Source organism: Winogradskyella eximia (assembly GCF_003386165.1).
Taxonomy (GTDB): domain Bacteria; phylum Bacteroidota; class Bacteroidia; order Flavobacteriales; family Flavobacteriaceae; genus Winogradskyella; species Winogradskyella eximia.
Genome location: NZ_QRDV01000001.1, coordinates 120290 through 144231, shown reverse-complemented (window position 1 = coordinate 144231; position 23942 = coordinate 120290). Strand labels below are relative to the sequence as shown.

Sequence of the window (23942 nt, the reverse complement as noted above, 5' to 3'; positions counted from 1 at the left end):
ATTCAACATTATTAACAACTGACTAAACTACAAATTTATTTTAATCGAAAATAGTTGAAAATTAATAAGATTCTGTTAATATAGAAGAATTTACTGTTAAATACGGTAAAACTTAACAAGTGCTTATTTTCTTTGTTCTAAAATTCTATCAAACTATCTTTGCGCTTTAATATACAATTATGTCTAAAAAAGTACGTGTGCGTTTTGCACCAAGTCCAACAGGACCATTACATATTGGTGGTGTAAGAACCGCTTTATTCAACTATTTATTTGCCAAAAAACATGGTGGTGATTTTGTCCTCAGAATTGAGGATACAGACCAAAATCGTTATGTTGAAGGTGCTGAAGATTACATCGTTGAATCATTAAATTGGTGTGGCATTTCTTTTGATGAAGGCCCAAATAAAAACGAAAAATTCGGTCCTTACAGACAAAGTGAGCGTAAGGATTTGTATAAACAATATGCAGATGAATTAATAGCAAGCGGAAATGCTTATTATGCTTTTGATACTGCAGAACAATTAGATGCTGAGCGTAAAGGACATGAAGAAAAAGGTAAAACTTTTATCTACAACTGGCATAACCGTGAAAGAGGACGTTTAGTTAACTCTTTAGTTTTAACTGAAGCAGAAACGAAAGCTAAAATTGAAGCTGGTGAGGATTTTGTGATTCGTTTTAAATCACCTCAAGATGAAACGTTACATCTTACAGATATTATTCGTGGTAACATGAAAATTGACACCAACGTTTTAGATGATAAAGTGTTATTTAAAAGTGATGGCATGCCAACCTATCACCTAGCAAATATTGTCGATGACCATTTAATGGAAATTACACATGTTATCCGTGGTGAAGAATGGTTACCATCTTTAGCATTACATCAATTATTATATAATGCCTTTGGTTGGGAAGCACCAGAATTTGCACATTTACCATTAATTTTAAAACCAACAGGAAAAGGAAAACTAAGCAAGCGTGATGGCGATAAAATGGGCTTTCCTGTATTTCCATTAGAATATACAGCACCAGACGGAACGGTTTCTAGAGGTTATAAAGAAGATGGCTATTTCCCAGAAGCGGTTGTAAATTTTTTAGCCTTTTTAGGATGGAATCCTGGAACGGAACAAGAGATTTTCAGTTTAGAGCAATTAGTTGCTGATTTTGATTTAGCAAGAGTAAATAAAGCTGGCGCACGTTTTGACCCAGATAAAACCAAATGGTTTAATCATCATTACATGCAACAGCAATTAGATTTAGATTTAGCTGAGCAGTTTAAAGCTATAAGACCAGAATTATCAAACATTGATGTTAATTACATCGCTTTAGTTGTTGGGTTAATTAAAGAACGTGCAACGTTTGTTAATGATTTTTGGGATTTGAGTCATTTCTTTTTTACAGCGCCAACTGCTTATGATGAAAAAGCCTCTAAAAAGGCTTTAAAAGAAGGAACAGCTGATGTAATGACAAAGGTTATTGAACTTGTTAATACTACTGATGACTTTACGGTTGAAAATCTTCAAACCAACATTAAAGGTTGGATTACTGATAACGAAATTGGTTTTGGTAAAGTAATGATGCCTTTAAGACTCGCTTTAGTTGGTGCTCTGCAAGGACCAGATGTTTTTGATATTATGTATATGATTGGTAAAACAGAAACGGTTAGTCGAATTGAAGCTTTAATCAAGCAAGTTTAGTTTACCAACTAAGACCTGTCAGGTTTTAAAAACCTGACAGGTCTGAAAATTATATATATGAAGTCCAATTTTTTCATTTTAATCTTTGTTTTAACGCTAGTTACTTCATGTAAAAGTGAAAAAAAATCAGAAATAGATTTAGTGACTAAAGAATTGCCTTTACACAATAAACGTGTATTAATTTTAGGTAATAGCATTACGCAACATGGTCATTATGTAGACTTTATAGAATATTATCTACGTAAGCAATATACTGATAATCAATTAGATATTATCAGTATAGGTTTATCTAGTGAAACTATTTCTGGGACCTCAGAAGACCAACGTGAGTATCCTAGACCAAATGTTAGAACACGATTAGATAAGGCTCTAACTGAAATTAAACCAGATTTAGTTATTGCGTGTTATGGGATGAATGATGGAAATTATCATCCACTAGACAGCCTTAGATTTCAAGAATATAAAACTGGCATTTCAGAATTAAAAACTAAGGTTGAAGGTATTGGAGCTCAATTAATCTTAATGACTCCTACCCTTTTTGATCCTAATCCGATTGCAAATCGCGTTTCAAAAGAAGGAGAACCTCATGCATATTGGCACCCTTATTATAAATACAATGACGTCTTAACGGCCTATTCTGATTGGTTATTAAGTCTCGAAACAGAAGAACTTCAAGTTATAGATTTACACCATCACCTTAATCCTATTTTAGCGAATATGAAACGTATAACAGCGGATTCTACGTTTGTTCCAGATGGTGTACATCCTAATAAAATTGGGCATTTATATATGGCTCAAAAAATTTTAAAAGATTTATATCCTGAAATTTCTATAGAGCATCCTATTGCTGAAATAGAGTTTTTAAAAACAGATTCGCTTTATAGTTTAGTTAGCAAAAGACGCGAACTACGCTCTGAAGGTTGGCGCAATTACGTTGGTTATACTAAAAATGGTGAGATTATAAAATGGGATTCTATTTCTGCTACCAAAACGGAAGTAGAAAAATTAGATAAAGCCATTGAAAACTTATTGAGTAAATAGGAATTTATTACTACAATGTAATATTTAAAGTTAAAGCCATTAAAGATTGATTCCCTTTAAACTTATCACTATTACCAATATTAAGGTCTTGCTTATTAAGATTACCTAGCATATTAGTAAAGCCATAAATATATTGCGCTCTAATAAACAAACGTCTTACACCTAAAGTTAATCCAACTGCACCATTAACATTAAAGTTTGTAATATCTCTAATATCTTCAGTAAATAAGGTATCATAGCCACTTACAATATATCCTTCTTTATCATCATCGCTAAGTTCTAACTCACTATTATATTGTAGCATTGGACCCACATCTAAGGTTAAATTATTACTGATTAATTTAACATGAAGTAAAAAAGAAATGTCAGCAGCAAACACCTTATATTCAACAAACTCATTAGATAAGCTTCCTAATTGAAAAGCATCAATATCTACTTTACTTTCAGATAATTGAATATTATAACTCACGTTATACCATTTATGAGGAAGATCTACAGAAGCAGACATTCCACCAATAAATCCTGTACTAGCTTTAGTTTTAAAGTTATCTGTAAGAATATCAAATTGTGTAATTCCGCCTTGAAGACCAATACCATTTTTGATTTTATAACTTTTACGTTGTCCGTAACTGATTGTAACAAATGCGATACAAATAGCGACTAATAGATAAGATTTTGTGTTTTTCATTCAATTATGTGAGCTGATATACACAAACCTAAGTAAAATAATTTAAAATAACTTACTTTTAGAGTCTCGTATTATTTAACCTTAAACAAACCTGATATGGATAAAATTATTCTAGTTCCCATTATATTTTTTATAGTTGTTGTTGTTATTTCAGCCTTCTTTGTAGTGAAACAACAAACCGCTGCAATCATTGAACGCTTTGGTAAATTTCAAAGTATTAGACAATCTGGATTACAGTTCAAAATTCCGTTGATAGACAAAATTTCTGGAAAAATGAGCTTAAAAATTCAACAATTAGATGTAATTATTGAAACCAAAACTTTAGATGATGTATTTGTTCGTCTTAAGGTTTCTGTACAATATAAAGTTATTAAAGACAAGGTGTATGACGCCTTCTATAAGCTCGATTATCCGCATGAACAAATTACATCTTATGTTTTTGATGTGGTACGTGCTGAAGTTCCTAAAATGAAATTAGATGACGTTTTTGTTAAAAAAGATGATATTGCATTAGCCGTAAAAGCAGAATTAAATGATGCAATGTCTGATTATGGTTTTGACATTATTAAAACATTAGTAACTGATATTGATCCGGATGCACAAGTAAAAGCTGCAATGAACAGAATTAATGCTGCTGACAGAGAGAAAACAGCTGCTCAATTTGAAGGTGATGCTGCAAGAATATTAATTGTAGAAAAAGCCAAAGCAGAAGCAGAAAGCAAGCGTTTACAAGGACAAGGTATTGCAGACCAAAGACGTGAGATTGCACGTGGATTAGAAGAATCTGTAGACGTTTTAAATAGAGTTGGTATTAACTCTCAAGAAGCCTCTGCACTTATTGTAGTGACGCAACATTACGATACATTACAAGCTATTGGACAAGAAACTAATAGTAACTTAATTTTATTACCAAATTCACCACAAGCAGGAAGCCAAATGTTAAACGACATGGTAGCAAGTTTTACAGCAAGTAATCAAATTGGTGAAGCTATGAAAGCCTCTAAAAACAAAAAAAAGAATGATAATGAATAAATTAAAAAAATTAGCGCTATTTATTATAATAGCTATCAGTGCCAATGCCTTTTCTCAGACTAAAACAGATGCATTAAAGGATGCCAAAACAACTTCAAAAGCCACATTAGAAATGGATTTTGAAACAGTGCTTAAGCATACACTTCCTTCTGTATTAGATATGATGGGTGGAAAAGATGCTGCGTTACAAGTTATTAAATCAACTTTTGAAGGTATGAAATCACAAGGTTTTGTATTTGAAAAAGCGGATATTATTGGTGTTTCTGATATTGTACAAGAACAAGGTCAATCACGTTGTGTAATTGAAGGTTACAATCAGATGCAAATGTCAGGACAACGTATATCTTCTAAAAGTTATCTTTTAGGTATTTACAATGAAACTGATAAACATTGGTGGTTTGTAGAAGCAAAACAACTAAAAAATGAAGCATTAGTTGATAAAATACTTCCAAATTTTGAAACTAGTCTTGAAATACCTGAAGACGATATGAAAGTAGAAAAATTGTAATTACATTTTAAACTCTAAAAAAACCCTTGAAAAATTATACTTTCAAGGGTTTTCTATTTTTTATAAGCCACAAAGAATACTTCCCATAACCGCTAAGGTTACAATCCAGTAACCAGCATTTATAAAAATATACTTTGCACTTTTACGCTCAAATAAAGCAATGGTACCAATAATTGGTAATGCACCAAGTACACCAAAAATAGTTCCGTGTAATGCTCCGTGTTTAAATGTTCTGAATTTGTTTCCGTAATCTGCCATAAAGGCTTCAAAAGATGGTTCTGCTCCTGTAGGGTCTCCTCCTACCATGCCGAAAGCTCCCCATTGATGGTTTGTAAATTGCATTAACAAGAAACTTAGCATAGCTGCAAATAATAAAGCAAGTCCAAAAATAATGGCGATATTTCCGCTTTTCATACGTTCTTCTGTCATTCCAGATTCTTGCATCCAAGCATTTCCAAATCCGAATTTAGGATTATACCACAGCGCTCCAATAAATAAAGCTGCTACAGCTGCAATAGGAATGGCAATAGGGTTAATAGGTAATTCCATATTATTTTATAGTTTATTAGTTAGTTAGAATTAAAAGTACAAAAAAACCTCATAACTATTAATTATGAGGTTTTTATGAATATTAATGTAGCCTAGTGCTCTTCCTTATATTTATCTCTTATTGCCTTTAATTCATTTAAATAATTTTTTAAATCCTTTTCATTTAAACTATTACTATCATTAGATCCATGAGGTAATGTACTCCATGTTTCATCTAAATGTTGTTGAAGTTCTGGATAATTTTCTTCTATATCTCTAGTTACAACTGAGATTTCTGCAAGTATTTTCTGAGGTAAATTCATAATTTTTAAGTGTTTACCTAAACATAAGCATTTTTAAGCTCAAATTATCTCAAAGCATTGTTAAAACCTAAAACGACATTAATCCGTTTTATAATTTATAATATCTTGAACAGGACTTAGAACACTATAATTCTTCCAGATTGAAGCGTCGTACTTTGACAAAAAGGTTATAGGATATTCCTCAGTAACTTCAAAATCTGAAACATTAGCTAAAGGATTATGATCGATAAAAAACAATTCACTTTTTGCTTTAAAATCTTGCTCTATCATAATATCTAACTTTAAATACTGCTTATCTTTTTGTGCTGCTGTATTATTTCGAATAAATTTAAGAGATCTATTAAGATATACGTAGTTTCCATTTTCTTGACTAATAAAATATAAGTCGTAAATGTTATTTTCATTCTTTTTAAAAATCACAGTAGAGCGATAAGCATTTTCTTCAAATTTAATACCTAACAAAAATTTCATATTCACTTTTTGGCCACTTCTATCTTCTGCAAATTGATACTCTAATTTAACTACGGCAAAATCTGAAGTATTAACATACATTTTGCCTTCATATTTAGCAGAACGTTTATTAGGTTTAAAACTTATATTGTATGTAGCATCCTCATTTATATAACTTATACCATCTATTGAATAGTCATAACCTTTATCTCCAAAAATAAATTCTAGTTTTGAGTTTTCACTTAATGAATTATTCTTTATAATATTTGCTACTGTATTGTTAATAGTACTGGTTTTTCCGGTTTTAGAATTGGTTTCATCCTTAAAAACTTTACCAACTTTAAGTGAATCTTCTATTGTAAATAAACCTGTTTTTAACTTGTAAGTTGCCGAAGAATCTAAAACATTCAACACACTTTTAATCATCTTACCATTTACAGCTCCAGTAGATAAATCTTTATCTATGTTAACTAATTTAGTAGCTTTAATAATATGAGATTGTGTGCTGTCTGCAGTATGTAAAAGATCTAACAATGTATCTTCAAATTGATTAGAACTGCTATTGACGATACCTTTGCTCATCTCTTCAAAATTTTTATTAATCTCTTTAATTGTTGATTTATTAAAATTGGAAGATTTTGCGACATCAAAGCCAAAATCTTTGAGTTTAAAATTACTACTCTGTCTCATGAAAACCGTTTGCTTTCCGGCTGTAGCATAGTTTTTTGAAACATTGGCTCTCACATTCTCCAAAATTTCTTCGATTGAAAGCAGTTTATTAGTAATGAAAACTTCAGAAAGCTCGCTAATGGAGTCTTCTAAAACATAAGTTAGTTTTGTGAAATTTGAAAGTTGAAAATCTAATGATTTATACCCTAAACATGAAATTGACACGGTATCTGAATCTGAAAAATTATCAGTTTCTAATGTAAAAACTCCTTCTTCATTAGTTATAACGCCATAATTTGGACCAATCTGCAGCGTAACATAAGGAATTGGATTATCACTGGTATCTACTATTTTGCCAGTAATAGTCTGACTAAAAACAGTATTACCAATGAAAAATAAAACGAAAATTAAGGTAAGTTGTCTCATTAATTCTGAATCTAAAGTTAATATGTACTAATCTACATTAAAAAAATCAACTTTAGATTCAGAATATTCTTATTAAAATTAAAGATCCATTGCTTCAGCAACTAAAATGGCATTTTTATCTTCTTTTGCCTTATTGATAAACTCATCAATAGCCTCGTTTCTTTCTAAGCCATTTTTAAGCAATACTTTTAACGCAATTAAAGTTGCGACACGTGTACCTGCTTTTTTAACAGCAGTGCCAAATAACGGCTCTAATTCATCGTAAGCAACATCTTTAGCTAACTCTTGTATCTCAGCTTTAGCTTTAAGCTGTTTTTCTTCTGGTAAATTGGTGTATTTTTTACCAAATTGTTGAATAACGCTTATTGCTGTACGTTTTTGTTGCTGTGGTTTTGGTTTATTCTCGTTTTGATTATTTTGTGGTTTCGGCTTTTGCTTTTCCCAACTATCTCTTAATCCAACTGTTTTGTTAAATACTAATTTATCAGCAGTAGAATCATCATCAACATTAAAATAGCCTAAACGTTGAAACTGAAACTGCTCTCCTACTTTTACATCTGCTAAACTTGGTTCTAAATACCCTGTTTTTATAGTTAATGAGTTTGGGTTTAGAAATTCCATAAAATCTTTGTCCTTATCGCTATCTGGTGATTCGTGCATAAACAAACGATCGTATTCTCTAATTTCTGCTGTAATAGCATGTTTTATAGATACCCAATGTAATGTTCCTTTTACTTTTTTAGACGTATCTTCATCATACGTACATTGCACTTCTAGAATATCTCCATTCTGATCTTTTACAACCTCATTTGCTTTAATGATGTACGCATTTTTTAAACGAACTTCACCTCCAAGTTTCAATCTAAAATATTTGTTTCCGGCTTCTACTTTAAAATCGTCTCTCTCAATATAAATCTCTCTAGAGAAAGGCACTTTTCTAAATCCAGCAGACTCATCCTCTTGGTTATTTTCTGCTTCTAACCATTCCTCTTTGTCTACAGGATAATTAGTTATAACCACTTTTATTGGGTCTAAGACAGCCATTACTCTATTAGCTGTTTTATTTAAATCTTCTCTAATACAGAATTCTAAAAGCGACACATCAATAACGTTTTCACGTTTTGCAACACCTACTTTTTCAATGAATTTACGAATAGAATTTGGTGTATAACCACGACGACGTAAGCCAGAAATAGTTGGCATACGTGGATCGTCCCAACCAGAAACTACACCTTCTTCTACCAAACGTAATAACTTACGCTTACTCATAATGGTGTAACTCAAATTTAAACGTGCGAATTCGCGTTGTTTAGGTGGTAAAGGATAATTATCCTTACTGTATTCATAAACATTGTCTCTAAACCAATCGTAAAGCTTTCTGTGAGGTTTAAATTCTAACGAACATAGCGAATGCGAAATTTGTTCTAAGTAATCACTTTCTCCATGCGTCCAATCGTACATTGGGTAAATGCACCAATCGTCTCCAGTTCTGTGATGATGTGCATACATAATACGATACATAATTGGATCTCTCATTAACATATTTGGATCTTCCATGTCAATTTTAGCACGCAATAAATGTGTACCTGCTGGAAATTTTCCGGCTTTCATACCTTCAAATAATTCCAAATTCTCTTCAACGCTACGATCTCTATACGGACTATTTGTACCTACTTGTGTTGGCGTTCCTTTTTGTTGCGCCATCACTTCTGAAGATTGAGAATCTACATAAGCTTTACCGTCTTTAATCATTAAAACTGCCCAATCGTATAGCTTCTGAAAATAATCTGAAGAGTACAATTCGTTTTCCCATTTATAGCCTAACCAAGCGATATCCTTTTTAATAGCATCCACATACTCTTGCTCTTCTTTAGCAGGATTGGTATCATCAAACCTTAAATTTACAGGTGCATTGTACTTCTCCCCTAACCCAAAACTAATACCAATGGCTTTGGTGTGACCAATATGTAAATAACCATTTGGTTCTGGTGGAAAACGAAAACGAAGCTTATCTTTTGATAAACCGTTCGCTAAATCTTCTTCTATAATATGCTCAATAAAATTGAGTGCTTTTGTTTCTTCTGACATGTTCTAGGTATTAGCTGTTGACAATTAGTTCTTGGGTAAAATCTATACACAACAATAAATCTCAACGTCATTATTCCAGTTGGTAAAATTAAACAAATTGTAACATTTATTTATCTTTTTAGACTGATAGTATAAATCAAAAATCTACACTATTATGAATTATATATGTCCAAAATGTGATAATACTACTTATGAAGTTGGCGAAATGAGAGCTACAGGTGGTAGATGGTCTAAAATATTTGACATTCAGAACAAGAAATTTAGTTCAGTGACGTGCAAAAAATGTAGTTATACTGAGTTCTATAAAGCTAAAACTGGTGCATTGAGTAATATTTTTGATTTGTTTACTAATTGATATGTCTTCAACTAAATTCAGCAAACATATTAACCTGATTAAAATTCAATAAGAAATATTACTTTTGAATTATGGGAATAATAAAAGTTGAAAATATAAGAGTATTTGCCAATCATGGTTGTTTAAAAGAAGAAACAGCAATTGGCAGCGATTATAGAGTTGATTTACAGGTTAAGGCGAATTTAAAGAAATCTTCAAAATCTGATGAATTAAGCGACACTGTAGATTATGTATTTTTAAACAAAGTGGTTAGAGAAGAAATGGCAATCCCTTCTAAGCTTTTAGAAACAGTTGCTCAGCGTATTTTAGACCGTGTTTTTAAAGAAGCCTCAATAATTACTAAAGCCACCGTAGCAGTAAGTAAAATAAACCCTCCAATTGGTGGTGACGTTGAGATGGTTACAATAAAAATGAGCGAAAAGCGAAAAAAGTGATGCTATTTAGGGTATAACGCATATAATTTTTATATTTGCGCTCTCAATAAGGTGTCGTGGCCGAGTGGCTAGGCAGTGGTCTGCAACACCATCTACAGCGGTTCGAATCCGCTCGACACCTCAAAAAGCTTCTAAGTTTTCTTAGAGGCTTTTTTATTTTTAAAATTTTAAGAAAATTTAGATTAATAGTTACGCGGTTCGAATCCTATAGCTTTCTTTAGTAACTTCAAAAAGTTTCTAAGAAAACTTAGAGACACATTTTAATTTATACAAAATCTAGTTGAGAATATTTAGTTTTCATTTAACTGTTTACCATTTCTATCAATTAAAAAGTAATCAAAAATCAATAGAATACTTGTTAGTAATATTCCGATTGTAAACAATAATGCACCATAAGGCCAATGTTGAATTTTAAAAATTATTCCGAAAAACAAAGCAAAAATGGTCATTGATATTAAAAGAAAATAGAAGGCTTTTAGGAATACATTTTTCTTGTATTTCCTATTTTTAAAATAATAGATACCTTCAACTATAAACCAGTAAATAAAGAGCATAAGAAGTAAAATTTCAAGTATATATGGCATATTAAAAACATCAAAAGCACTATTAAGATAATTAATAATCCATAATAAAACCATTACATATTTTACATAATCTAAACTTTCTTTACTCTTCTTTTTAATAAAACGGATGGTATAAAATAAGCCGATAAGAACACTGCCTATAAACATTAAAATATTAGCATAAGGCCAATGCATAATTTTAAATAGAACACCAAAAATTAAAACAATTAATGAAAGGCGTAAAGGAAACGTTAAGGCTTTAGCTGGCATAAAAACAGAGATATTAAATTGGATTAACCTTCTCTATCTGTTCAATACTTTTTTCATAAAGTTCTGGGAACAAACCTTGGCTTAAGAGAATAATACCAAAGACTAAAATTACTAGAGACACTATTTTCTTAGTCTTAAAAATTCGTCTTGGTGTAAGTTTACTCCTTAATCGTTTTGCTGCTACAATTTTTACTAAATCGGTTAAGAAATAAGCAATCAACATCGTTGTAATAAAAATTGTTACTCCATTATCTGATGTTGTAATTGAAGTCCCAATAACTATAAAACCTAGCCAACCCAACAACACACCAATATTGATAAAATTGAGTAAGAATCCTTTAATAAAAAGCTTTCCGTAATCTTTTTTAGGAAGTACAATTCTATGATGTTCTCTTACTATAGACCGGAAAGATTTTGAGGTTTTTATAAAGCTTATAAGACCATAGATAACTAATAAAACACCACCAAAAACCAAAAGTTTTGGATCGTCCTTTATTTTATCTAATAGTGAATCTGTGCTTTTAAAAATGACTAAAATAAATACGACATCTGCAAAAATAACGCCTAGATCGAATATAATAGCACTAGTAATACCTTTGGTTACACTAGTTTCTAGTAATACAAAAAAGACAGGACCAATGGTGAAGGCTAAAATAATTCCGAACGGAATGGCTGTTAAGATATCGTCTAACATGTAAAATCTTGCAGTTTACACAAATGTAAGAAACTCAGCTCAATTTACATATGTTTTATTCGACCACCTAAAACAGTACTTTCATCAAGTTGTTCAGGTTTACCGTAAACAAAAACATTTCCACCTGCTTTAATTTTAATATTTGCAGATGCTGTAGCGTGTATATAAGCTTCACCAGCTGCATTAATTTTTACATCCGTATTTTCAGTAATAAAATCTTTACCATTAAAGCTTCCACCTGTAAAAATTGAAATATCTTGATTTTTTGAATTTCCAGAGACATTAATAACACCACCAGTAACTGCTTTAAAATTGGCATAAGTAGTATTTAAGATTGCATTAATCTCTGATCCTTCTTGTGCACTAAGGTCTATTTCATATTGTTTTATAGATTGATTTACAGTCACTTTTGCACCTTCATTTGTATCAATCTTATCTACTTTAGTATAGTACAGCATTACAACGGTATCATTACCATCGTAACTTTCCTTTAGATTCATTCGTATTTTAAGTTTTCCATTCTTATTTACGACTTCAACATTTTTTCTGTTTTTTCCAGTTATAACAACTTTATTTTCATCAGATTCAATCATTTTAACATGGATTAAATCATATACTTTTACAGTAGAAAATTCACCAATTGTTTTATCAATAGACTCTTGAGCATTTACCACAAGACCTAAAGTAAATAGGATTAATAAAAAGCTATTTTTCATTTTAAAATTTATTTTAAGGTAATTACTTTATTACTAAACAACCATTTGAGTTGAATTTCGTCTCCCGATTTCTTTTTAACTATACGTCTTTGTGGTGATAATAACACCGTAATTACAGCAGAAATGGCTGTTAGTAAATACCTGTTAATATCACTGTAAACCAATTGAATTCCGAATCTTATTACCAGATAAGTCACAAAAAATATAAAAAAAACGTAGATGTTTGCTTTTGTAGATGTCTTCATAATTAAACGGCAACTTTTACTGCTGTTCCTGTTACTGAAACCATAGCATAATTAGATGTTGTTAACTCTATTTCAATTTTAATACCAACAACAGCATTTGCATTTAATTTTGCAGCATTATTTTGCAATGTTTGAAAAGCTTCTTCCTTTACAGCTTCTATATTATTCTGTAATTTTGTATAATATTTTGAAGCACTGAAACCCATAGAAACAGCTTCTTTATTTATAGCAACACCTGTTACTATACCTAAATAATCTATTATTTTATGGTCTTCTATAGAGTTGGTTGTTGTAAGTATCATAATTTGAATATTTTCTTATTAGTAATTTTATATACCGTAAAGTTACAATTCTATTCGCTTTCAATGAATTTTAATATGCCTTCATAAAAAACGAGAACTGATATTATTCACTATCAACTTCTGGTTTCCCAACCATATAAAAATCGAGGTGTTTTTTGGTTAAATCTGCATTTTTAACCTTTACAATAACTTCATCTCCAAGTTGATACATGGTTTTTGATTTATTACCAACCATTGCATATTGATCCTGGTCAAACTGATAGTGATCATCTTTCATATCTCTAACACTTACCATGCCTTCACATTTATTAGAAATAATTTCTATATAAATTCCCCAATCTGTTACACCAGAAATAACACCCAAAAATTCTTCGTCTTGATGATCTTGCATAAAACGAATTTGCATGTATTTAATAGAATCGCGTTCTGCTTTAGTTGCTAAATATTCCATGTTACTAGAATGTTTACAACGTTCTTCATATACTTCTTCGTTAGCTGATTTTCCACCATCTAAATACAATTGTAATAAGCGATGCGCCATTACATCTGGATAACGACGAATAGGCGATGTAAAGTGACTGTAATACTCAAAAGCTAAACCGTAATGACCAATATTGTGTGTGGTATACTCGGCTTTAGACATGGTTCTAATCGTTAATGTATCTACTAAGTTTTGTTCTTTTTTACCAACAACATCTTTTAATAAATTATTTAATGAAGAAGCAATATTATTTTTGTCTTTAAAGTTTAATTTATGTCCAAAACGTGCGACAACCGTTTGAAGTTGTGCTAGTTTTTCATCATTAGGTTCATCATGCACACGATACACAAAGGTTTTCTTTTGTTTTCCAACAAATTCTGACACCTTTCTGTTAGCTAATAGCATAAATTCTTCAATCATTTTATTCGCATCTTTACTTGTTTTAAAGAATACGCCTACTGGATTTGCTTCTTCATCTAAATCGAATTTTACTTCAACTTTATCAAAAGAAATAGCTCCATCTCGCATACGTGCATTTCGCATTTTACGAGCCAATTGATTCATTTTTATAGTTGCTTGTGCAATATCTACATCAGTTTGATATTCTTCTCCAGTTAATGAGACCTCTGCAGGAATTGTAGTATCAATCTTTTCCTTATGCTTTAAAACATCAACTTCATTAATTGTTGCATTGTTTTCAATGATAGCTTGCGCTTCTTCATATGCAAAACGTGCATCAGAATAGGTTACTGTTCTACCAAACCATTCGTTTTTAATTTCGCATTTTTCATTCATTTGAAACACTGCAGAAAACGTATACTTTTCTTCGTGTGGACGTAATGAACATGCTCCATTAGATAAAACTTCTGGTAACATTGGTACTACTCTATCTACTAAATAAATAGAGGTTGCACGCTCGTAAGCTTCATCATCTAAAACCGTTCCTGGTTGTAAATAATGCGATACGTCTGCAATATGTATTCCTATTTCATATAAGCCATTATCTAATACTTTAAAAGATAAAGCATCATCAAAATCTTTAGCATCTTTTGGATCTATGGTAAAGGTTAAATCTTTACGCATATCTCTACGCTTAGCGATTTCTTCAGGTTTAATTTCTAAATCAATATTGTTAGCATATGCTTCAACTTCGTGCGGAAACTCCATTGGTAAGCCGTATTCTGCCATAATAGAGTTAATCTCAGTACCATGTTCACCTGGTTTACCAAGTACTTCAATAACTTTACCGTTTGGTGAATCTGATTTTTCTGGCCAATCTTCTAAAGAAACCAATACTTTATCACCATCTTCGGCTTTATTAATTTTATTGATAGGTACAAAAATATCGGTGTACATTTTATTGCTATCTGCTACAACAAAGGCAAAATTCTTTTTCTCATGAATTTGAATGGTACCAACATATTCCGTTTTTGCACGTTTAATAATATTGGTAATTTCGCCTTCTTGTTTGCCTCTATGTTTTCTTTTATAAGCATAGAACTCTACTTCGTCACCATTTAAAGCTTTATTAATATTGTTTGAAGCGATGAAGATATCTTCTTCAAAATCATCTGAAATAATATAACCGTTTCCTTTAGCTGCTAAATCTAAAATACCTGTATGATATTCTGTATTTACTATAGCTTTAAATTTACCACGATCCACTTCTTCAATCTCTTGTTTTGCTTTAAGTTGTTGAAGTTTCTTTATAATTTGATTGCGACTACTAGCATCATTAACGCCTAGTTTAGCTGCAATTTGTTTATAGTTAAAAGTTGAGTTTCTTTCTTTTTTTAAAATACTAAGAATTGTATTTGTAAGGTTGGAAATCTTGTTATGTGAAGGTTTCCTGTGTTTCTTTTTTGTCATTTAATTTGTAATCATATTCATTTCCTATAAGTGATAGGAATTCTAATTTAAAACTTAATTAAGGCGAAGAGAGGTTATTAAGTTTAATACAAAGTTACGTTTTAATTTTTTAATGGTGTTTATAGAACGTTAAATTAATGAAAAAGCACTGTAAAATTTAAAGTGCTTTAGGTGAAAAGTATAGTATTAAAACTAGTCTATTATTAACTTTTTAGACCCTTTTCATTTATTAGTTTCTATTTCTACTAATTATAAACCATAGTATTAATTTGAGTTATTCACTCATTAAATAGAGAATTTATAATTTACCTATCATTCACTAAAATTTACAGTTATCAACATATATATACATATAATCATTTTTCTTTTAAAATTTAAAAAATAAAATAGTGGTTATTATAGTGTGTTAATAGTGGCTATAACTTTTTGAAGTTTTATTTTGATTAATCGTAGTTTACATTTTACAACATTTTAGTTAACATTGAATTTACATATAACTACTTCATTGTAAGGTTAATTTTAAAAGCTATTAACAGTTGTTAATAACCAATGTTAATAGAATTCACTCATATGTTTTTCTAAAATTTATGTTCATTTCACAACAAATGATGTTTAATAACTTAATCGAAAAAAACAGTTAACTAATTAGGTTATTCCATGTCAATTTTTGTTTGAAAAAATAAATGAATAAACCTAATTTTAGTTTTAAAGACTTGTTAACACTTATTAACAAGTTATGAGTTATGTTATCATAGTTATCCTAATAACTGGATAGAACTATTAAGTACAAAAAAAAACGATATGTAGTTTTTTTTTGCTTTAAAAATCGATGAAAAACGTAATTGATTGTTAATCAAAACTCTTGATATATAATTGTATAGAATTCCAAATTTATTATTTAATAAAACCTACAATTATGAAAACAAAATTACTTTATTTATCATTTGTGATTAGTGTATTATTTTTAAATTATTCTAATGCTCAACAAACCTTTGTACCAGATGATGTTTTAGAACAGTATCTAATAGACCAAGGTTACGATACAGTTTTAGATGATTATGTGTTAACAAATAATATTATTAATATCACCGAAATAGATCTTGGAGCTAAAGGTGTTAGTGACTTAACCGGAATAGAAGATTTTACAGCTTTACTTACTTTAGATATTTCAGAAAATACTTTACTAAATAGTTTAAATATTAATTCAAACACAGCTCTAATTAATTTGAATGCCTGGAATACTTCTATTAGTAATATAAATCTAAATAATAACACAGCATTAGAGTATCTAAACATATATAATACATTAATAACTGATTTAGATGTTAGTAATAATACTTCATTAGATTATATAAGTATAGCTAGTACATCTATAAATCAATTAAATATTACTAATAATACCTTATTACATTATTTAAATGTTTCTAATACCAATCTTACTAATTTAGATGTAACAAATAGTGCGTCTTTAGATTTCTTATTAGCTAATAATACACCAAATTTAGGCTGTATTACAGTGTTAGATGAAATAGCTGCAACAGCAGGAACTGGTATATATGAAGATTGGGAAAAAGATGAAACTACTTATTATAGTGAAAGCTGTAATTTAAGTAATTCAGATTTTAAGACCACAGAGATCTATGTTGGTCCAAATCCAATTAAAGATGAATTACATATTGTATTAAATAATAATGATGTTTTAAAAGAAGTACGCTTATTTGATATTTCTGGAAAACAAATTATAAAATCTACAAATACAACAGTTTTTACTAACCATTTAGCATCTGGTATCTACTTGGTAAAAATAACAACAAATCGAGGTGAATTTAATTTAAAACTTGTAAAAGCATAATAGCACTGCTATTAATTATTAGTTTTTAATAGTCTATTAGCTAATTAGTTATGACTATAAAATACTTAAAAAACCGATTTACAGTTTTTTTTTGTTATAAAAATCGATGAAAAACTCACTGTATTGTTATTCAAAAAACTTGATATAACATTGTATCAGATTCCAAATCTATTAATTTATAAAAATCTACAATTATGAAACTAAAATTACTTTATTCGTCACTTTTATTTAGTGTATTATTTTTAAACAGTTCTTATGCTCAACAAACTTATGTTCCAGATGATGTATTTGAAGAGTATTTAATAAACCAAGGTTATGACACGGTTTTAGATAATTATGTATCAACAGCTAATATTGCTAATGTAACCACTGTAAATTTAAATGGTAAAAATGTTACTGATTTAACTGGTATAGCAGATTTTGAAGCATTAAATATTTTGAATGTTTCTGGTACGTTAATACTTAATTTAGATGTAAGTGCAAACACAGAATTAACAAATTTAAATGCTTATGATACTGCAATAAGCAGTTTAGATTTAAGTGCTAACAGTGCTTTAACTAATTTATATGTTGATAATACGTTATTAAATAGATTAGATGTAAGCAATAATTTAGCTTTAACTGATTTGTATATTTCTAATACAAATATCAATAGTATAGATGTAAGTGCAAATACAGCTTTAACATCTTTAAGTATTTCTGAAACATCAATTGTCTTATTAGATGTAAGTACAAACACAGCTTTAACTTTTTTATCTGTTGTTAGCACTCCAATAAGTAGTTTAGATTTAAGTACAAATACAGCATTAACTACTTTTAAATCTTCAAGTACTCAAAATTTATATTGTGTTACCGTAGCTGATGAATTAGCTGCAACGTCAGGAACAGGTAATTATTCTCAATGGCAAAAAGATGCTGATTGTAGTTATAGCGAATCATGTGAAGAAACTTTTGTACCAGATGATGTTTTTGAGCAATACTTAATTGATGAAGGTTATGATTCTGGAGCATTAGATAATTTTGTACCTACAGCTAATATTAAAAATGTAGAGTTAGTAGATTTAAGCAATACAAGTGTTGCTGACTTAACTGGTATTGAAGATTTTGATTCATTAACAACTTTAGATATCTCTAATAGCAATGTCACAGCTTTAAATGTTAGTAATAATATATCGTTGTCATTATTAAATATCAATGGTACCTTAATTAGTAGTTTAGATGTTAGTTTTAATATCAATTTAACTCATTTAACTTCTGTAAATACAACTGATTTAACTTGTATTACAGTATTAGATGGAGCAGCTGCAAATGCTGGTACAGGTATCTATGTTGATTGGGAAAAAGATGCTAATTGTTCTTATAGTGCAAACTGTAGTGCTCCATTAAGCGATACAGAATTTAATGCATCTGAAGTTTATGTTGGTCCAAACCCAATTAAGGATGAATTATTAATAAAATTAAATAATAGTGATACATTAAGAGAAGTAAACTTATTTGATATTTCAGGTAAACTTGTCTTAAGATCTAATGCTACTACTATTAATACAAGTCATTTAGAAACAGGAATGTACTTAGTACAAATTACCACTGAAAAAGGTAGTTTTACAAGAAAATTAGTGAAATAAAAAGTACATTATTTATTAAAATATAGTTTAAAAACCTTGAGATTTTTCTTGAGGTTTTTTTCATTTTATAGGCGCTATTAATTTGTAATACGTTGTGTTATTACAACTGCTCAGCATTATTAAATTCAGCCAAAAATTATAAGATTTTGATAGTAATTTAACTAATATCTAAATAGATTTATTAATTAAATGAATTTTTCATTTTACTTGTATTAAGATAGATTTCAATTTAAAATAGTACAGTTACTAAGGCTTTTTTATTTGTAACTTTGTAGAGTAAAATTAATTCATCACAACATGACAATTTCAATAGGAAACGATCACGCAGGACCAGATTATAAATTTGCCATTGTAAAACATTTAGAAGCTAAAGGTTATACAATTAATAATTATGGAACAGATACATTAGACAGTGTAGATTATCCAGACTTTGTACATCCTGTTGCTAAAGATGTAGAAGCTAAAAAGGTAGATTTTGGTATTTTAATTTGTGGTAGTGCAAACGGTGTTGCCATGACAGCCAATAAATATCAGCACGTAAGAGCAGGAGTGTGTTGGACAAATGAAATTACAGAATTAACACGTTTGCATAATAATGCTAATATTATATGTATTCCTGCACGTTTTACATCAATTCCTCAAGCCATTAAAATGGTGGATACATTTTTAGAAACTAAATTTGAAGGTGGTCGTCATCAAAACCGTGTAGATAAGATTCCATTATCATGTTAAATGAGTCATTCACATAACCATTCGCATAATTCTAAAGACTTAAAGGGTCAAAAGCTTTTAATATCAATACTACTAAATATTGTTATTACAGTAGCTCAAGTTATTGGTGGTTTTGTTTCTGGTAGTCTTTCATTACTCAGTGATGCTTTACATAATTTTAGCGATGTTATTTCTTTAATAGTTAGTTATGTAGCTGCTAAATTATCGAAGCAAAAAGCATCTATTGATAGAACTTTTGGTTATAAACGTGCCGAAATTTTAGCAGCCTTTATTAATGCTAGTACGTTAATTATTGTAGCAATAATCTTAATTTTTGAAGCTGTAAAACGTTTTAAAAATCCACAAGAAATTGAATCTGGTTTAGTTATTTGGTTAGCTATTGTCGCCATTATAGGTAATGGTCTTAGCGTTTTATTATTAAGAAAAGATGCTAAAAATAACATTAATATGCGTTCTGCTTATCTGCATTTACTTACAGATATGTTGGCGAGTGTAGCTGTACTCATTGGTGGCTTATTAATGAAATATTATCAACTGTTTTGGGTAGATAGTTTACTAACCTTATTAATTGCATTGTATTTAATTTGGGTAGGTTACGATTTGTTAAAGACATCTACTAAAATGCTAATGCTGTTTACGCCAGATGATATTAATATTAAAGCGGTTGTAAGAACAGTTAATAAACTACCAAAAGTTAGCAAATTACATCATGTACATATTTGGAATTTGAGTGACGATGAGTTGCACTTAGAAGCCCATTTAGACTTAAAAGAAGACATTTCTACTACAGAGTTTAATGATTTGCTTCTAGATATTGAAACTGTCCTACATGATGAATTTAATATTAATCATGTTACCATTCAACCTGAGTTTAATAAGGAAGATCCTAAAGAGGTCATTGTACAAGATTAACTATGATAACAACTAAAATAAGCGCTTTTAACGAACTTTCTATAGTAGAGTTATATGATTTACTTCAATTAAGAAGTGAAGTCTTTGTAGTAGAACAAGATTGTGTATATCAAGACATTGATGGTAAAGATCAAAAGGCACTTCATGTTTTAGGTTATAAAAATGAAAAATTAGTTGCTTATACAAGAATTTTTAAACCTGGAGATTATTTTAAAGAAGCTAGTATTGGTAGAGTCGTAGTAATGAAAGGTGAAAGAGCGCACAATTATGGTAATGTTATTATGAACGCGTCAATAAATGCAATTAAAATGCATTATAATGAAACCATAATTAAAATTTCTGCACAAACGTATTTAAAACGTTTTTACAATAATTTAAAATTTATGGAAATAGGTGAGGAGTACTTAGAAGATGGTATTCCACATATAGCGATGCTGTATTCTTAGATTACTTTTCGTAAATTCTAGTAACCAAAATTTCTACACGTCTATCTAATTCTGGTTCACCACCAAGAGGCATTTTTCTACGCATACCAACATATTTCATTCGGTAATGTTTTACTCCTTTTTCAGCTAAATAATCGTATATGTATTTAGCTCTTGCAACAGATAGATTTCTTTTTTTTGTTTTTCTATCTACGGCATCTCTATTGCCTTGTGTACAACAAACATGACCTTCTATAGTAAAATAAATATTAGTACGTTCTGCTAAGATTTCTGCGATTTTATCGAGAACTACTTTAGAATCTTTTGTTAAGTAACTATAACCTGTTCTAAATAGTAAATTTTCAAGTAAAATTTTATCTCCTTCTTTTAAGTCTCCTTTTAAAATATCTTCTGTATTTACTTTTTTGGTAATTGTAGTATCTTCTTTAGGTTTTGGAGGAAAAACAGGTGTTACAATAATCTCTACTTTACGATTTAAACCGCGTATTTTATTGAGGTTTTCTTCGTGAATTATGTTTACTAAAATTTCACCTTTACCATCAACATTAGTGATTACAGATTCGTCAAATTCATTGTTAGAAAAAACTTCTTTTATAGCTTCTGCACGATTTTGAGATAATACTAAGTTATAATTATCACTACCTCTATCATCTGTAAATCCATAAATAGAAATTTTTTCTATGTCAATATCTTCAATTTTAGATAAAAAAAGTAGTAATCGACTGTGTTCTGTTTGAGGAATATCGTGTTGATCGGTTTCAAAATAAACTTCGTGTTTCAATTCTTTTTGCGAAAAAGAGAATTGAAAACATAGGCATAAAAAGATAACTAGGGACTTCATTTTTATAATAATTTTCTTACTTACAGAAAATGTTCATGATGTTAAATATAAAAAAAATATATTTTCTATCTCAAAATACTTGCGTATTGCGACGGATTATTAAGAATATCTAAGGCTTTTTTAATTTCAGTATTATTAGCAGTGTAATAGGTATATAAACCTTCACTGTAGAAATAGCGTTTAATAATTTCGTCTGTAAGTAATGTTTTTAATTGTGTTTTATTACCATCAATGGCATTAGATTTATAAGATTGTAATGCTTCAGTTAGATCGTTATACTCAGATGAAATTACAGCATCTAATTCTTCTTCTTTTGCAACATTAATAGCATCTGTTAAGGCTTTTTCGGTTTTTGTTTCAAAATTAAAACCGCTTACTTTTATATAGTTTTTGAATTTTTTAAAGTCTGAATCTGAAAATTCAAAAGTCTTTAAATCCTCTACTTTATGACTGTAATAATAATTTGTTGCAAAGTTGAAGACTAAGTTTTCGTTAGATATTGCTTTTGTAATAGGTGTTTGTTTAGCAAATTCAACTTCAATATCTGGTTGTACGCCTCCTCCATCAAATACTTCACGTCCGTTTTTGGTTTTAAAAGCATTGTAATTTTCTTGCTTTGTTCTTGTGGCTTTTCCGTTTTCATCACGATTCCAATAATCTAAGGCCTGAATACAACGACCAGATGGTGTGTAGTATCTAGAAATGGTAATCTTCATTTGTGTGCCATAAGTTAAAGGTTTAGGTCGCTGTACTAATCCTTTTCCAAAGCTTCTTGTACCAACCACAACTGCACGATCCATATCTTGTAAAGCACCAGAAACAATTTCACTTGCTGATGCGCTACTACCATCAATTAAAACTACTAATGGAATTTCAGTATCTATAGGTTCGCGTTGCGTGTAATATGTTTTGTTGTACTTTTTTACTTTCGATTTTGTAGTAACTACTAATTGATCTTTTGGTACAAAGATGTTAGTTACATTTACAGCTTCATTAAGCAATCCTCCTGGATTTCCTCTTAAATCTAATATTAATTGAGTTGCTCCTTGATTTTTTAATGCTTTAATCGCTCTAATAGTCTCAGAAGATGCTTTATCATTGAATTTTCTTAGAACGACATAACCTGTTTTTTCATCTACCATAGCGTAGTGCGGAACGGCTTTAATTTCTAAAGATTCTCTAATAATTTTTACGGTATTAGTTTTTCCTTGTCTTTTGTAGGTCACAGATACTTCAGTCCCAGCGGCTCCTTGTAGTAAGTTGGCTGCATCATCTTTAAAATCTGCAACAACAACTTTATCTACTTTTATAATTTCGTCACCAGCTTTAAGGCCTGCTTTATCAGCCGCATAATTTTGATACGGTTCAACTATAACCAATTTATCCTTTAGCGTTAAAACTTTAGCTCCAATACCTGTATAATCGCCTGCATTGTTAATTCTAGAGGCTTCTACGTCTTGTTCGTTATAAAATTGTGTGTAAGGATCTAAATCACTTAACATGCTTTTAATTGCTGTATCCATTAAGTCTCCAGGATTGGTATCATCAACATAGTTCATGTTAATTTCCTTAAAAAGCGTGGTAAATATCTCTATTTGTTTAGCGATTTCAAAAAAGTCGTTTTTAAAAGCGGTAGTGCCAAAAAAGATAAGCACAGCTAAAACTGGCAATACTATTTTATTACGTAGAAGTTTTTTCATTTGTCAGAATTATTAGAATCTGAATTTTTTATCAAAGTCTCATTTTGAGCTAAGAATTTTTTAAACAACAATTTTGTATTTGTATTTAATTTATCAAAAGTTGTTCCATCTTTACTAAGGTACAAAATCATAAACGCATAAGAACCACAACTATTGTTAAAATACAACGGTTTATTAAGTCTATAGGCTTCGCGAAGCAAACGTTTTATTCTATTTCTGGCTACAGCGGTTTTGTGCAAACGCTTACTCACAGAAACGCTTGTTTTTAGTTGAGAGCCATCTTCAAAATCAGTTTTTAGGTACACTAATCTTAGCGGATAAGCTGTAACAGCTTTTCCTTCAGTGAAAAGCTGTTCAATAAGCTTTTTGCTTTTTAGTTTATCTTTTCTAGAATATGTGAAGGTCATTAGTATACTTTGGATTTAGCAAAAATAGAAAACTGTATTGATTTGATACGG

At 29.9% G+C, this 23942-nt stretch carries 25 protein-coding genes and 1 tRNA gene; 12 read left to right on the top strand and 14 right to left on the bottom strand.

Translation table 11 applies throughout. From position 1 onward, the window contains the following. Window positions 1-179 precede the first annotated feature (179 nt). Together gltX and DFQ10_RS00625 are read left to right on the top strand one after the other, a co-directional pair. Window positions 180-1694, top strand: a complete 1515-nt coding sequence (gene gltX, locus DFQ10_RS00630; protein ID WP_115815499.1) for a glutamate--tRNA ligase — start codon at window positions 180-182, stop codon at window positions 1692-1694. Window positions 1695-1751: 57 nt separating this feature from the next. Then, the gene (locus DFQ10_RS00625; RefSeq protein ID WP_115815498.1) at window positions 1752-2735 is read left to right on the top strand and encodes an SGNH/GDSL hydrolase family protein; all 984 of its coding nucleotides are present in this window, start codon (window positions 1752-1754) and stop codon (window positions 2733-2735) included. Between the two features lie 10 nt (window positions 2736-2745). Here DFQ10_RS00625 and DFQ10_RS00620 read toward each other — a convergent pair whose 3' ends face one another. Beyond that, the gene (locus tag DFQ10_RS00620; RefSeq protein ID WP_115815497.1) at window positions 2746-3423 is read right to left on the bottom strand and encodes a hypothetical protein; all 678 of its coding nucleotides are present in this window, start codon (window positions 3421-3423) and stop codon (window positions 2746-2748) included. A 96-nt stretch (window positions 3424-3519) separates the two neighbouring features. Between DFQ10_RS00620 and DFQ10_RS00615 the strand changes: the two genes are divergently transcribed. Continuing rightward, a complete protein-coding gene (locus DFQ10_RS00615; RefSeq protein ID WP_115815496.1) occupies window positions 3520-4455 on the top strand; it encodes an SPFH domain-containing protein in 936 nt (311 codons plus the stop codon). Continuing rightward, window positions 4448-4963, top strand: a complete 516-nt coding sequence (locus tag DFQ10_RS00610; RefSeq protein ID WP_147299154.1) for a hypothetical protein — start codon at window positions 4448-4450, stop codon at window positions 4961-4963. Before DFQ10_RS00615 ends, DFQ10_RS00610 begins: the two co-directional genes overlap by 8 nt. Window positions 4964-5023: 60 nt before the next feature. Here DFQ10_RS00610 and DFQ10_RS00605 read toward each other — a convergent pair whose 3' ends face one another. The 4 genes from DFQ10_RS00605 to DFQ10_RS00590 form a co-directional block, all read right to left on the bottom strand. Further along, complete coding sequence (locus tag DFQ10_RS00605; RefSeq protein ID WP_115815494.1) at window positions 5024-5512, bottom strand: DUF1761 domain-containing protein; 489 nt, start codon at window positions 5510-5512, stop codon at window positions 5024-5026. A 92-nt stretch (window positions 5513-5604) separates the two neighbouring features. Next, on the bottom strand, window positions 5605-5814 hold the full coding sequence (locus DFQ10_RS00600; RefSeq protein ID WP_115815493.1) for a hypothetical protein: 210 nt from the start codon (window positions 5812-5814) through the stop codon (window positions 5605-5607). Window positions 5815-5892: 78 nt separating this feature from the next. Continuing rightward, window positions 5893-7359: a carboxypeptidase-like regulatory domain-containing protein gene (locus tag DFQ10_RS00595; RefSeq protein WP_115815492.1), complete on the bottom strand. Its 1467-nt coding sequence runs from the start codon at window positions 7357-7359 to the stop codon at window positions 5893-5895. A 78-nt stretch (window positions 7360-7437) separates the two neighbouring features. Further along, on the bottom strand, window positions 7438-9447 hold the full coding sequence (locus DFQ10_RS00590) for a glutamine--tRNA ligase/YqeY domain fusion protein (protein WP_115815491.1): 2010 nt from the start codon (window positions 9445-9447) through the stop codon (window positions 7438-7440). A 154-nt stretch (window positions 9448-9601) separates the two neighbouring features. On the opposite strand from DFQ10_RS00590, the gene DFQ10_RS00585 reads away from it, so the two are divergent. The 3 genes from DFQ10_RS00585 (at window position 9602) to DFQ10_RS00575 (ending at window position 10357) form a co-directional block, all read left to right on the top strand. Further along, a complete protein-coding gene (locus DFQ10_RS00585) occupies window positions 9602-9802 on the top strand; it encodes a zinc ribbon domain-containing protein (RefSeq protein WP_115815490.1) in 201 nt (66 codons plus the stop codon). Between the two features lie 71 nt (window positions 9803-9873). Then, entirely contained in the window at window positions 9874-10236 is a 363-nt protein-coding gene (folB, locus tag DFQ10_RS00580; protein ID WP_115815489.1) for a dihydroneopterin aldolase, read from the top strand. 50 nt (window positions 10237-10286) lie between these two features. After that, window positions 10287-10357, top strand: a tRNA-Cys gene (locus DFQ10_RS00575). 169 nt (window positions 10358-10526) lie between these two features. On the opposite strand, the gene DFQ10_RS00570 is transcribed toward DFQ10_RS00575, so the two are convergent. The 6 genes from DFQ10_RS00570 to DFQ10_RS00545 all read right to left on the bottom strand — a co-directional run bounded on the left by DFQ10_RS00570 (window position 10527) and on the right by DFQ10_RS00545 (window position 15376). Beyond that, window positions 10527-11069 carry a GldL-related protein gene (locus DFQ10_RS00570; RefSeq protein ID WP_115815488.1) on the bottom strand — a complete coding sequence of 181 codons (543 nt, stop codon included), beginning with the start codon at window positions 11067-11069 and terminating at the stop codon, window positions 10527-10529. A gap of 13 nt (window positions 11070-11082) precedes the next feature. After that, complete coding sequence (locus tag DFQ10_RS00565) at window positions 11083-11763, bottom strand: LysE family translocator (RefSeq protein ID WP_115815487.1); 681 nt, start codon at window positions 11761-11763, stop codon at window positions 11083-11085. Window positions 11764-11807: 44 nt separating this feature from the next. After that, on the bottom strand, window positions 11808-12479 hold the full coding sequence (locus DFQ10_RS00560; RefSeq protein ID WP_115815486.1) for a head GIN domain-containing protein: 672 nt from the start codon (window positions 12477-12479) through the stop codon (window positions 11808-11810). Window positions 12480-12487: 8 nt separating this feature from the next. Further along, entirely contained in the window at window positions 12488-12724 is a 237-nt protein-coding gene (locus DFQ10_RS00555) for a hypothetical protein (protein WP_115815485.1), read from the bottom strand. A 2-nt stretch (window positions 12725-12726) separates the two neighbouring features. Beyond that, window positions 12727-13026, bottom strand: coding sequence for a heavy metal-binding domain-containing protein (locus tag DFQ10_RS00550; RefSeq protein ID WP_115815484.1), 300 nt, complete (start codon window positions 13024-13026; stop codon window positions 12727-12729). Between the two features lie 103 nt (window positions 13027-13129). Next, on the bottom strand, window positions 13130-15376 hold the full coding sequence (locus DFQ10_RS00545) for a ribonuclease R family protein (RefSeq protein ID WP_115815483.1): 2247 nt from the start codon (window positions 15374-15376) through the stop codon (window positions 13130-13132). 916 nt (window positions 15377-16292) lie between these two features. Here DFQ10_RS00545 and DFQ10_RS00540 point away from each other — a divergent pair. The 5 genes from DFQ10_RS00540 to DFQ10_RS00520 all read left to right on the top strand — a co-directional run bounded on the left by DFQ10_RS00540 (window position 16293) and on the right by DFQ10_RS00520 (window position 20943). Beyond that, the gene (locus DFQ10_RS00540; RefSeq protein WP_115815482.1) at window positions 16293-17228 is read left to right on the top strand and encodes a T9SS type A sorting domain-containing protein; all 936 of its coding nucleotides are present in this window, start codon (window positions 16293-16295) and stop codon (window positions 17226-17228) included. Between the two features lie 194 nt (window positions 17229-17422). Next, window positions 17423-18853 carry a T9SS type A sorting domain-containing protein gene (locus DFQ10_RS00535; RefSeq protein WP_115815481.1) on the top strand — a complete coding sequence of 477 codons (1431 nt, stop codon included), beginning with the start codon at window positions 17423-17425 and terminating at the stop codon, window positions 18851-18853. 297 nt (window positions 18854-19150) lie between these two features. Then, window positions 19151-19585, top strand: coding sequence for a ribose 5-phosphate isomerase B (gene rpiB, locus DFQ10_RS00530; protein WP_115815480.1), 435 nt, complete (start codon window positions 19151-19153; stop codon window positions 19583-19585). Then, the gene (locus DFQ10_RS00525) at window positions 19586-20497 is read left to right on the top strand and encodes a cation diffusion facilitator family transporter (protein ID WP_115815479.1); all 912 of its coding nucleotides are present in this window, start codon (window positions 19586-19588) and stop codon (window positions 20495-20497) included. It abuts the gene before it with no gap. Between the two features lie 2 nt (window positions 20498-20499). Beyond that, window positions 20500-20943, top strand: coding sequence for a GNAT family N-acetyltransferase (locus tag DFQ10_RS00520; RefSeq protein ID WP_115815478.1), 444 nt, complete (start codon window positions 20500-20502; stop codon window positions 20941-20943). 1 nt (window position 20944) lies between these two features. Here DFQ10_RS00520 and DFQ10_RS00515 read toward each other — a convergent pair whose 3' ends face one another. The 3 genes from DFQ10_RS00515 to rnpA form a co-directional block, all read right to left on the bottom strand. Next, entirely contained in the window at window positions 20945-21784 is an 840-nt protein-coding gene (locus DFQ10_RS00515) for an OmpA family protein (RefSeq protein WP_115815477.1), read from the bottom strand. A gap of 65 nt (window positions 21785-21849) precedes the next feature. Continuing rightward, window positions 21850-23484: a S41 family peptidase gene (locus tag DFQ10_RS00510; RefSeq protein ID WP_115815476.1), complete on the bottom strand. Its 1635-nt coding sequence runs from the start codon at window positions 23482-23484 to the stop codon at window positions 21850-21852. After that, window positions 23481-23891 carry a ribonuclease P protein component gene (rnpA, locus tag DFQ10_RS00505; protein ID WP_115815475.1) on the bottom strand — a complete coding sequence of 137 codons (411 nt, stop codon included), beginning with the start codon at window positions 23889-23891 and terminating at the stop codon, window positions 23481-23483. Before rnpA ends, DFQ10_RS00510 begins: the two co-directional genes overlap by 4 nt. Window positions 23892-23942 lie beyond the last annotated feature (51 nt).

What these genes read in the sequence shown, in the direction of transcription:
- gltX (WP_115815499.1), top strand. Translation starts at nt 180, where the DNA reads ATGTCTAAAAAAGTACGTGTGCGTTTTGCACCAAGTCCAACAGGACCA.
- DFQ10_RS00625 (WP_115815498.1), top strand. Translation starts at nt 1,752, where the DNA reads ATGAAGTCCAATTTTTTCATTTTAATCTTTGTTTTAACGCTAGTTACT.
- DFQ10_RS00620 (WP_115815497.1), bottom strand. Translation starts at nt 3,423, where the DNA reads ATGAAAAACACAAAATCTTATCTATTAGTCGCTATTTGTATCGCATTT.
- DFQ10_RS00615 (WP_115815496.1), top strand. Translation starts at nt 3,520, where the DNA reads ATGGATAAAATTATTCTAGTTCCCATTATATTTTTTATAGTTGTTGTT.
- DFQ10_RS00610 (WP_147299154.1), top strand. Translation starts at nt 4,448, where the DNA reads ATGAATAAATTAAAAAAATTAGCGCTATTTATTATAATAGCTATCAGT.
- DFQ10_RS00605 (WP_115815494.1), bottom strand. Translation starts at nt 5,512, where the DNA reads ATGGAATTACCTATTAACCCTATTGCCATTCCTATTGCAGCTGTAGCA.
- DFQ10_RS00600 (WP_115815493.1), bottom strand. Translation starts at nt 5,814, where the DNA reads ATGAATTTACCTCAGAAAATACTTGCAGAAATCTCAGTTGTAACTAGA.
- DFQ10_RS00595 (WP_115815492.1), bottom strand. Translation starts at nt 7,359, where the DNA reads ATGAGACAACTTACCTTAATTTTCGTTTTATTTTTCATTGGTAATACT.
- DFQ10_RS00590 (WP_115815491.1), bottom strand. Translation starts at nt 9,447, where the DNA reads ATGTCAGAAGAAACAAAAGCACTCAATTTTATTGAGCATATTATAGAA.
- DFQ10_RS00585 (WP_115815490.1), top strand. Translation starts at nt 9,602, where the DNA reads ATGAATTATATATGTCCAAAATGTGATAATACTACTTATGAAGTTGGC.
- folB (WP_115815489.1), top strand. Translation starts at nt 9,874, where the DNA reads ATGGGAATAATAAAAGTTGAAAATATAAGAGTATTTGCCAATCATGGT.
- DFQ10_RS00570 (WP_115815488.1), bottom strand. Translation starts at nt 11,069, where the DNA reads ATGCCAGCTAAAGCCTTAACGTTTCCTTTACGCCTTTCATTAATTGTT.
- DFQ10_RS00565 (WP_115815487.1), bottom strand. Translation starts at nt 11,763, where the DNA reads ATGTTAGACGATATCTTAACAGCCATTCCGTTCGGAATTATTTTAGCC.
- DFQ10_RS00560 (WP_115815486.1), bottom strand. Translation starts at nt 12,479, where the DNA reads ATGAAAAATAGCTTTTTATTAATCCTATTTACTTTAGGTCTTGTGGTA.
- DFQ10_RS00555 (WP_115815485.1), bottom strand. Translation starts at nt 12,724, where the DNA reads ATGAAGACATCTACAAAAGCAAACATCTACGTTTTTTTTATATTTTTT.
- DFQ10_RS00550 (WP_115815484.1), bottom strand. Translation starts at nt 13,026, where the DNA reads ATGATACTTACAACAACCAACTCTATAGAAGACCATAAAATAATAGAT.
- DFQ10_RS00545 (WP_115815483.1), bottom strand. Translation starts at nt 15,376, where the DNA reads ATGACAAAAAAGAAACACAGGAAACCTTCACATAACAAGATTTCCAAC.
- DFQ10_RS00540 (WP_115815482.1), top strand. Translation starts at nt 16,293, where the DNA reads ATGAAAACAAAATTACTTTATTTATCATTTGTGATTAGTGTATTATTT.
- DFQ10_RS00535 (WP_115815481.1), top strand. Translation starts at nt 17,423, where the DNA reads ATGAAACTAAAATTACTTTATTCGTCACTTTTATTTAGTGTATTATTT.
- rpiB (WP_115815480.1), top strand. Translation starts at nt 19,151, where the DNA reads ATGACAATTTCAATAGGAAACGATCACGCAGGACCAGATTATAAATTT.
- DFQ10_RS00525 (WP_115815479.1), top strand. Translation starts at nt 19,586, where the DNA reads ATGAGTCATTCACATAACCATTCGCATAATTCTAAAGACTTAAAGGGT.
- DFQ10_RS00520 (WP_115815478.1), top strand. Translation starts at nt 20,500, where the DNA reads ATGATAACAACTAAAATAAGCGCTTTTAACGAACTTTCTATAGTAGAG.
- DFQ10_RS00515 (WP_115815477.1), bottom strand. Translation starts at nt 21,784, where the DNA reads ATGAAGTCCCTAGTTATCTTTTTATGCCTATGTTTTCAATTCTCTTTT.
- DFQ10_RS00510 (WP_115815476.1), bottom strand. Translation starts at nt 23,484, where the DNA reads ATGAAAAAACTTCTACGTAATAAAATAGTATTGCCAGTTTTAGCTGTG.
- rnpA (WP_115815475.1), bottom strand. Translation starts at nt 23,891, where the DNA reads ATGACCTTCACATATTCTAGAAAAGATAAACTAAAAAGCAAAAAGCTT.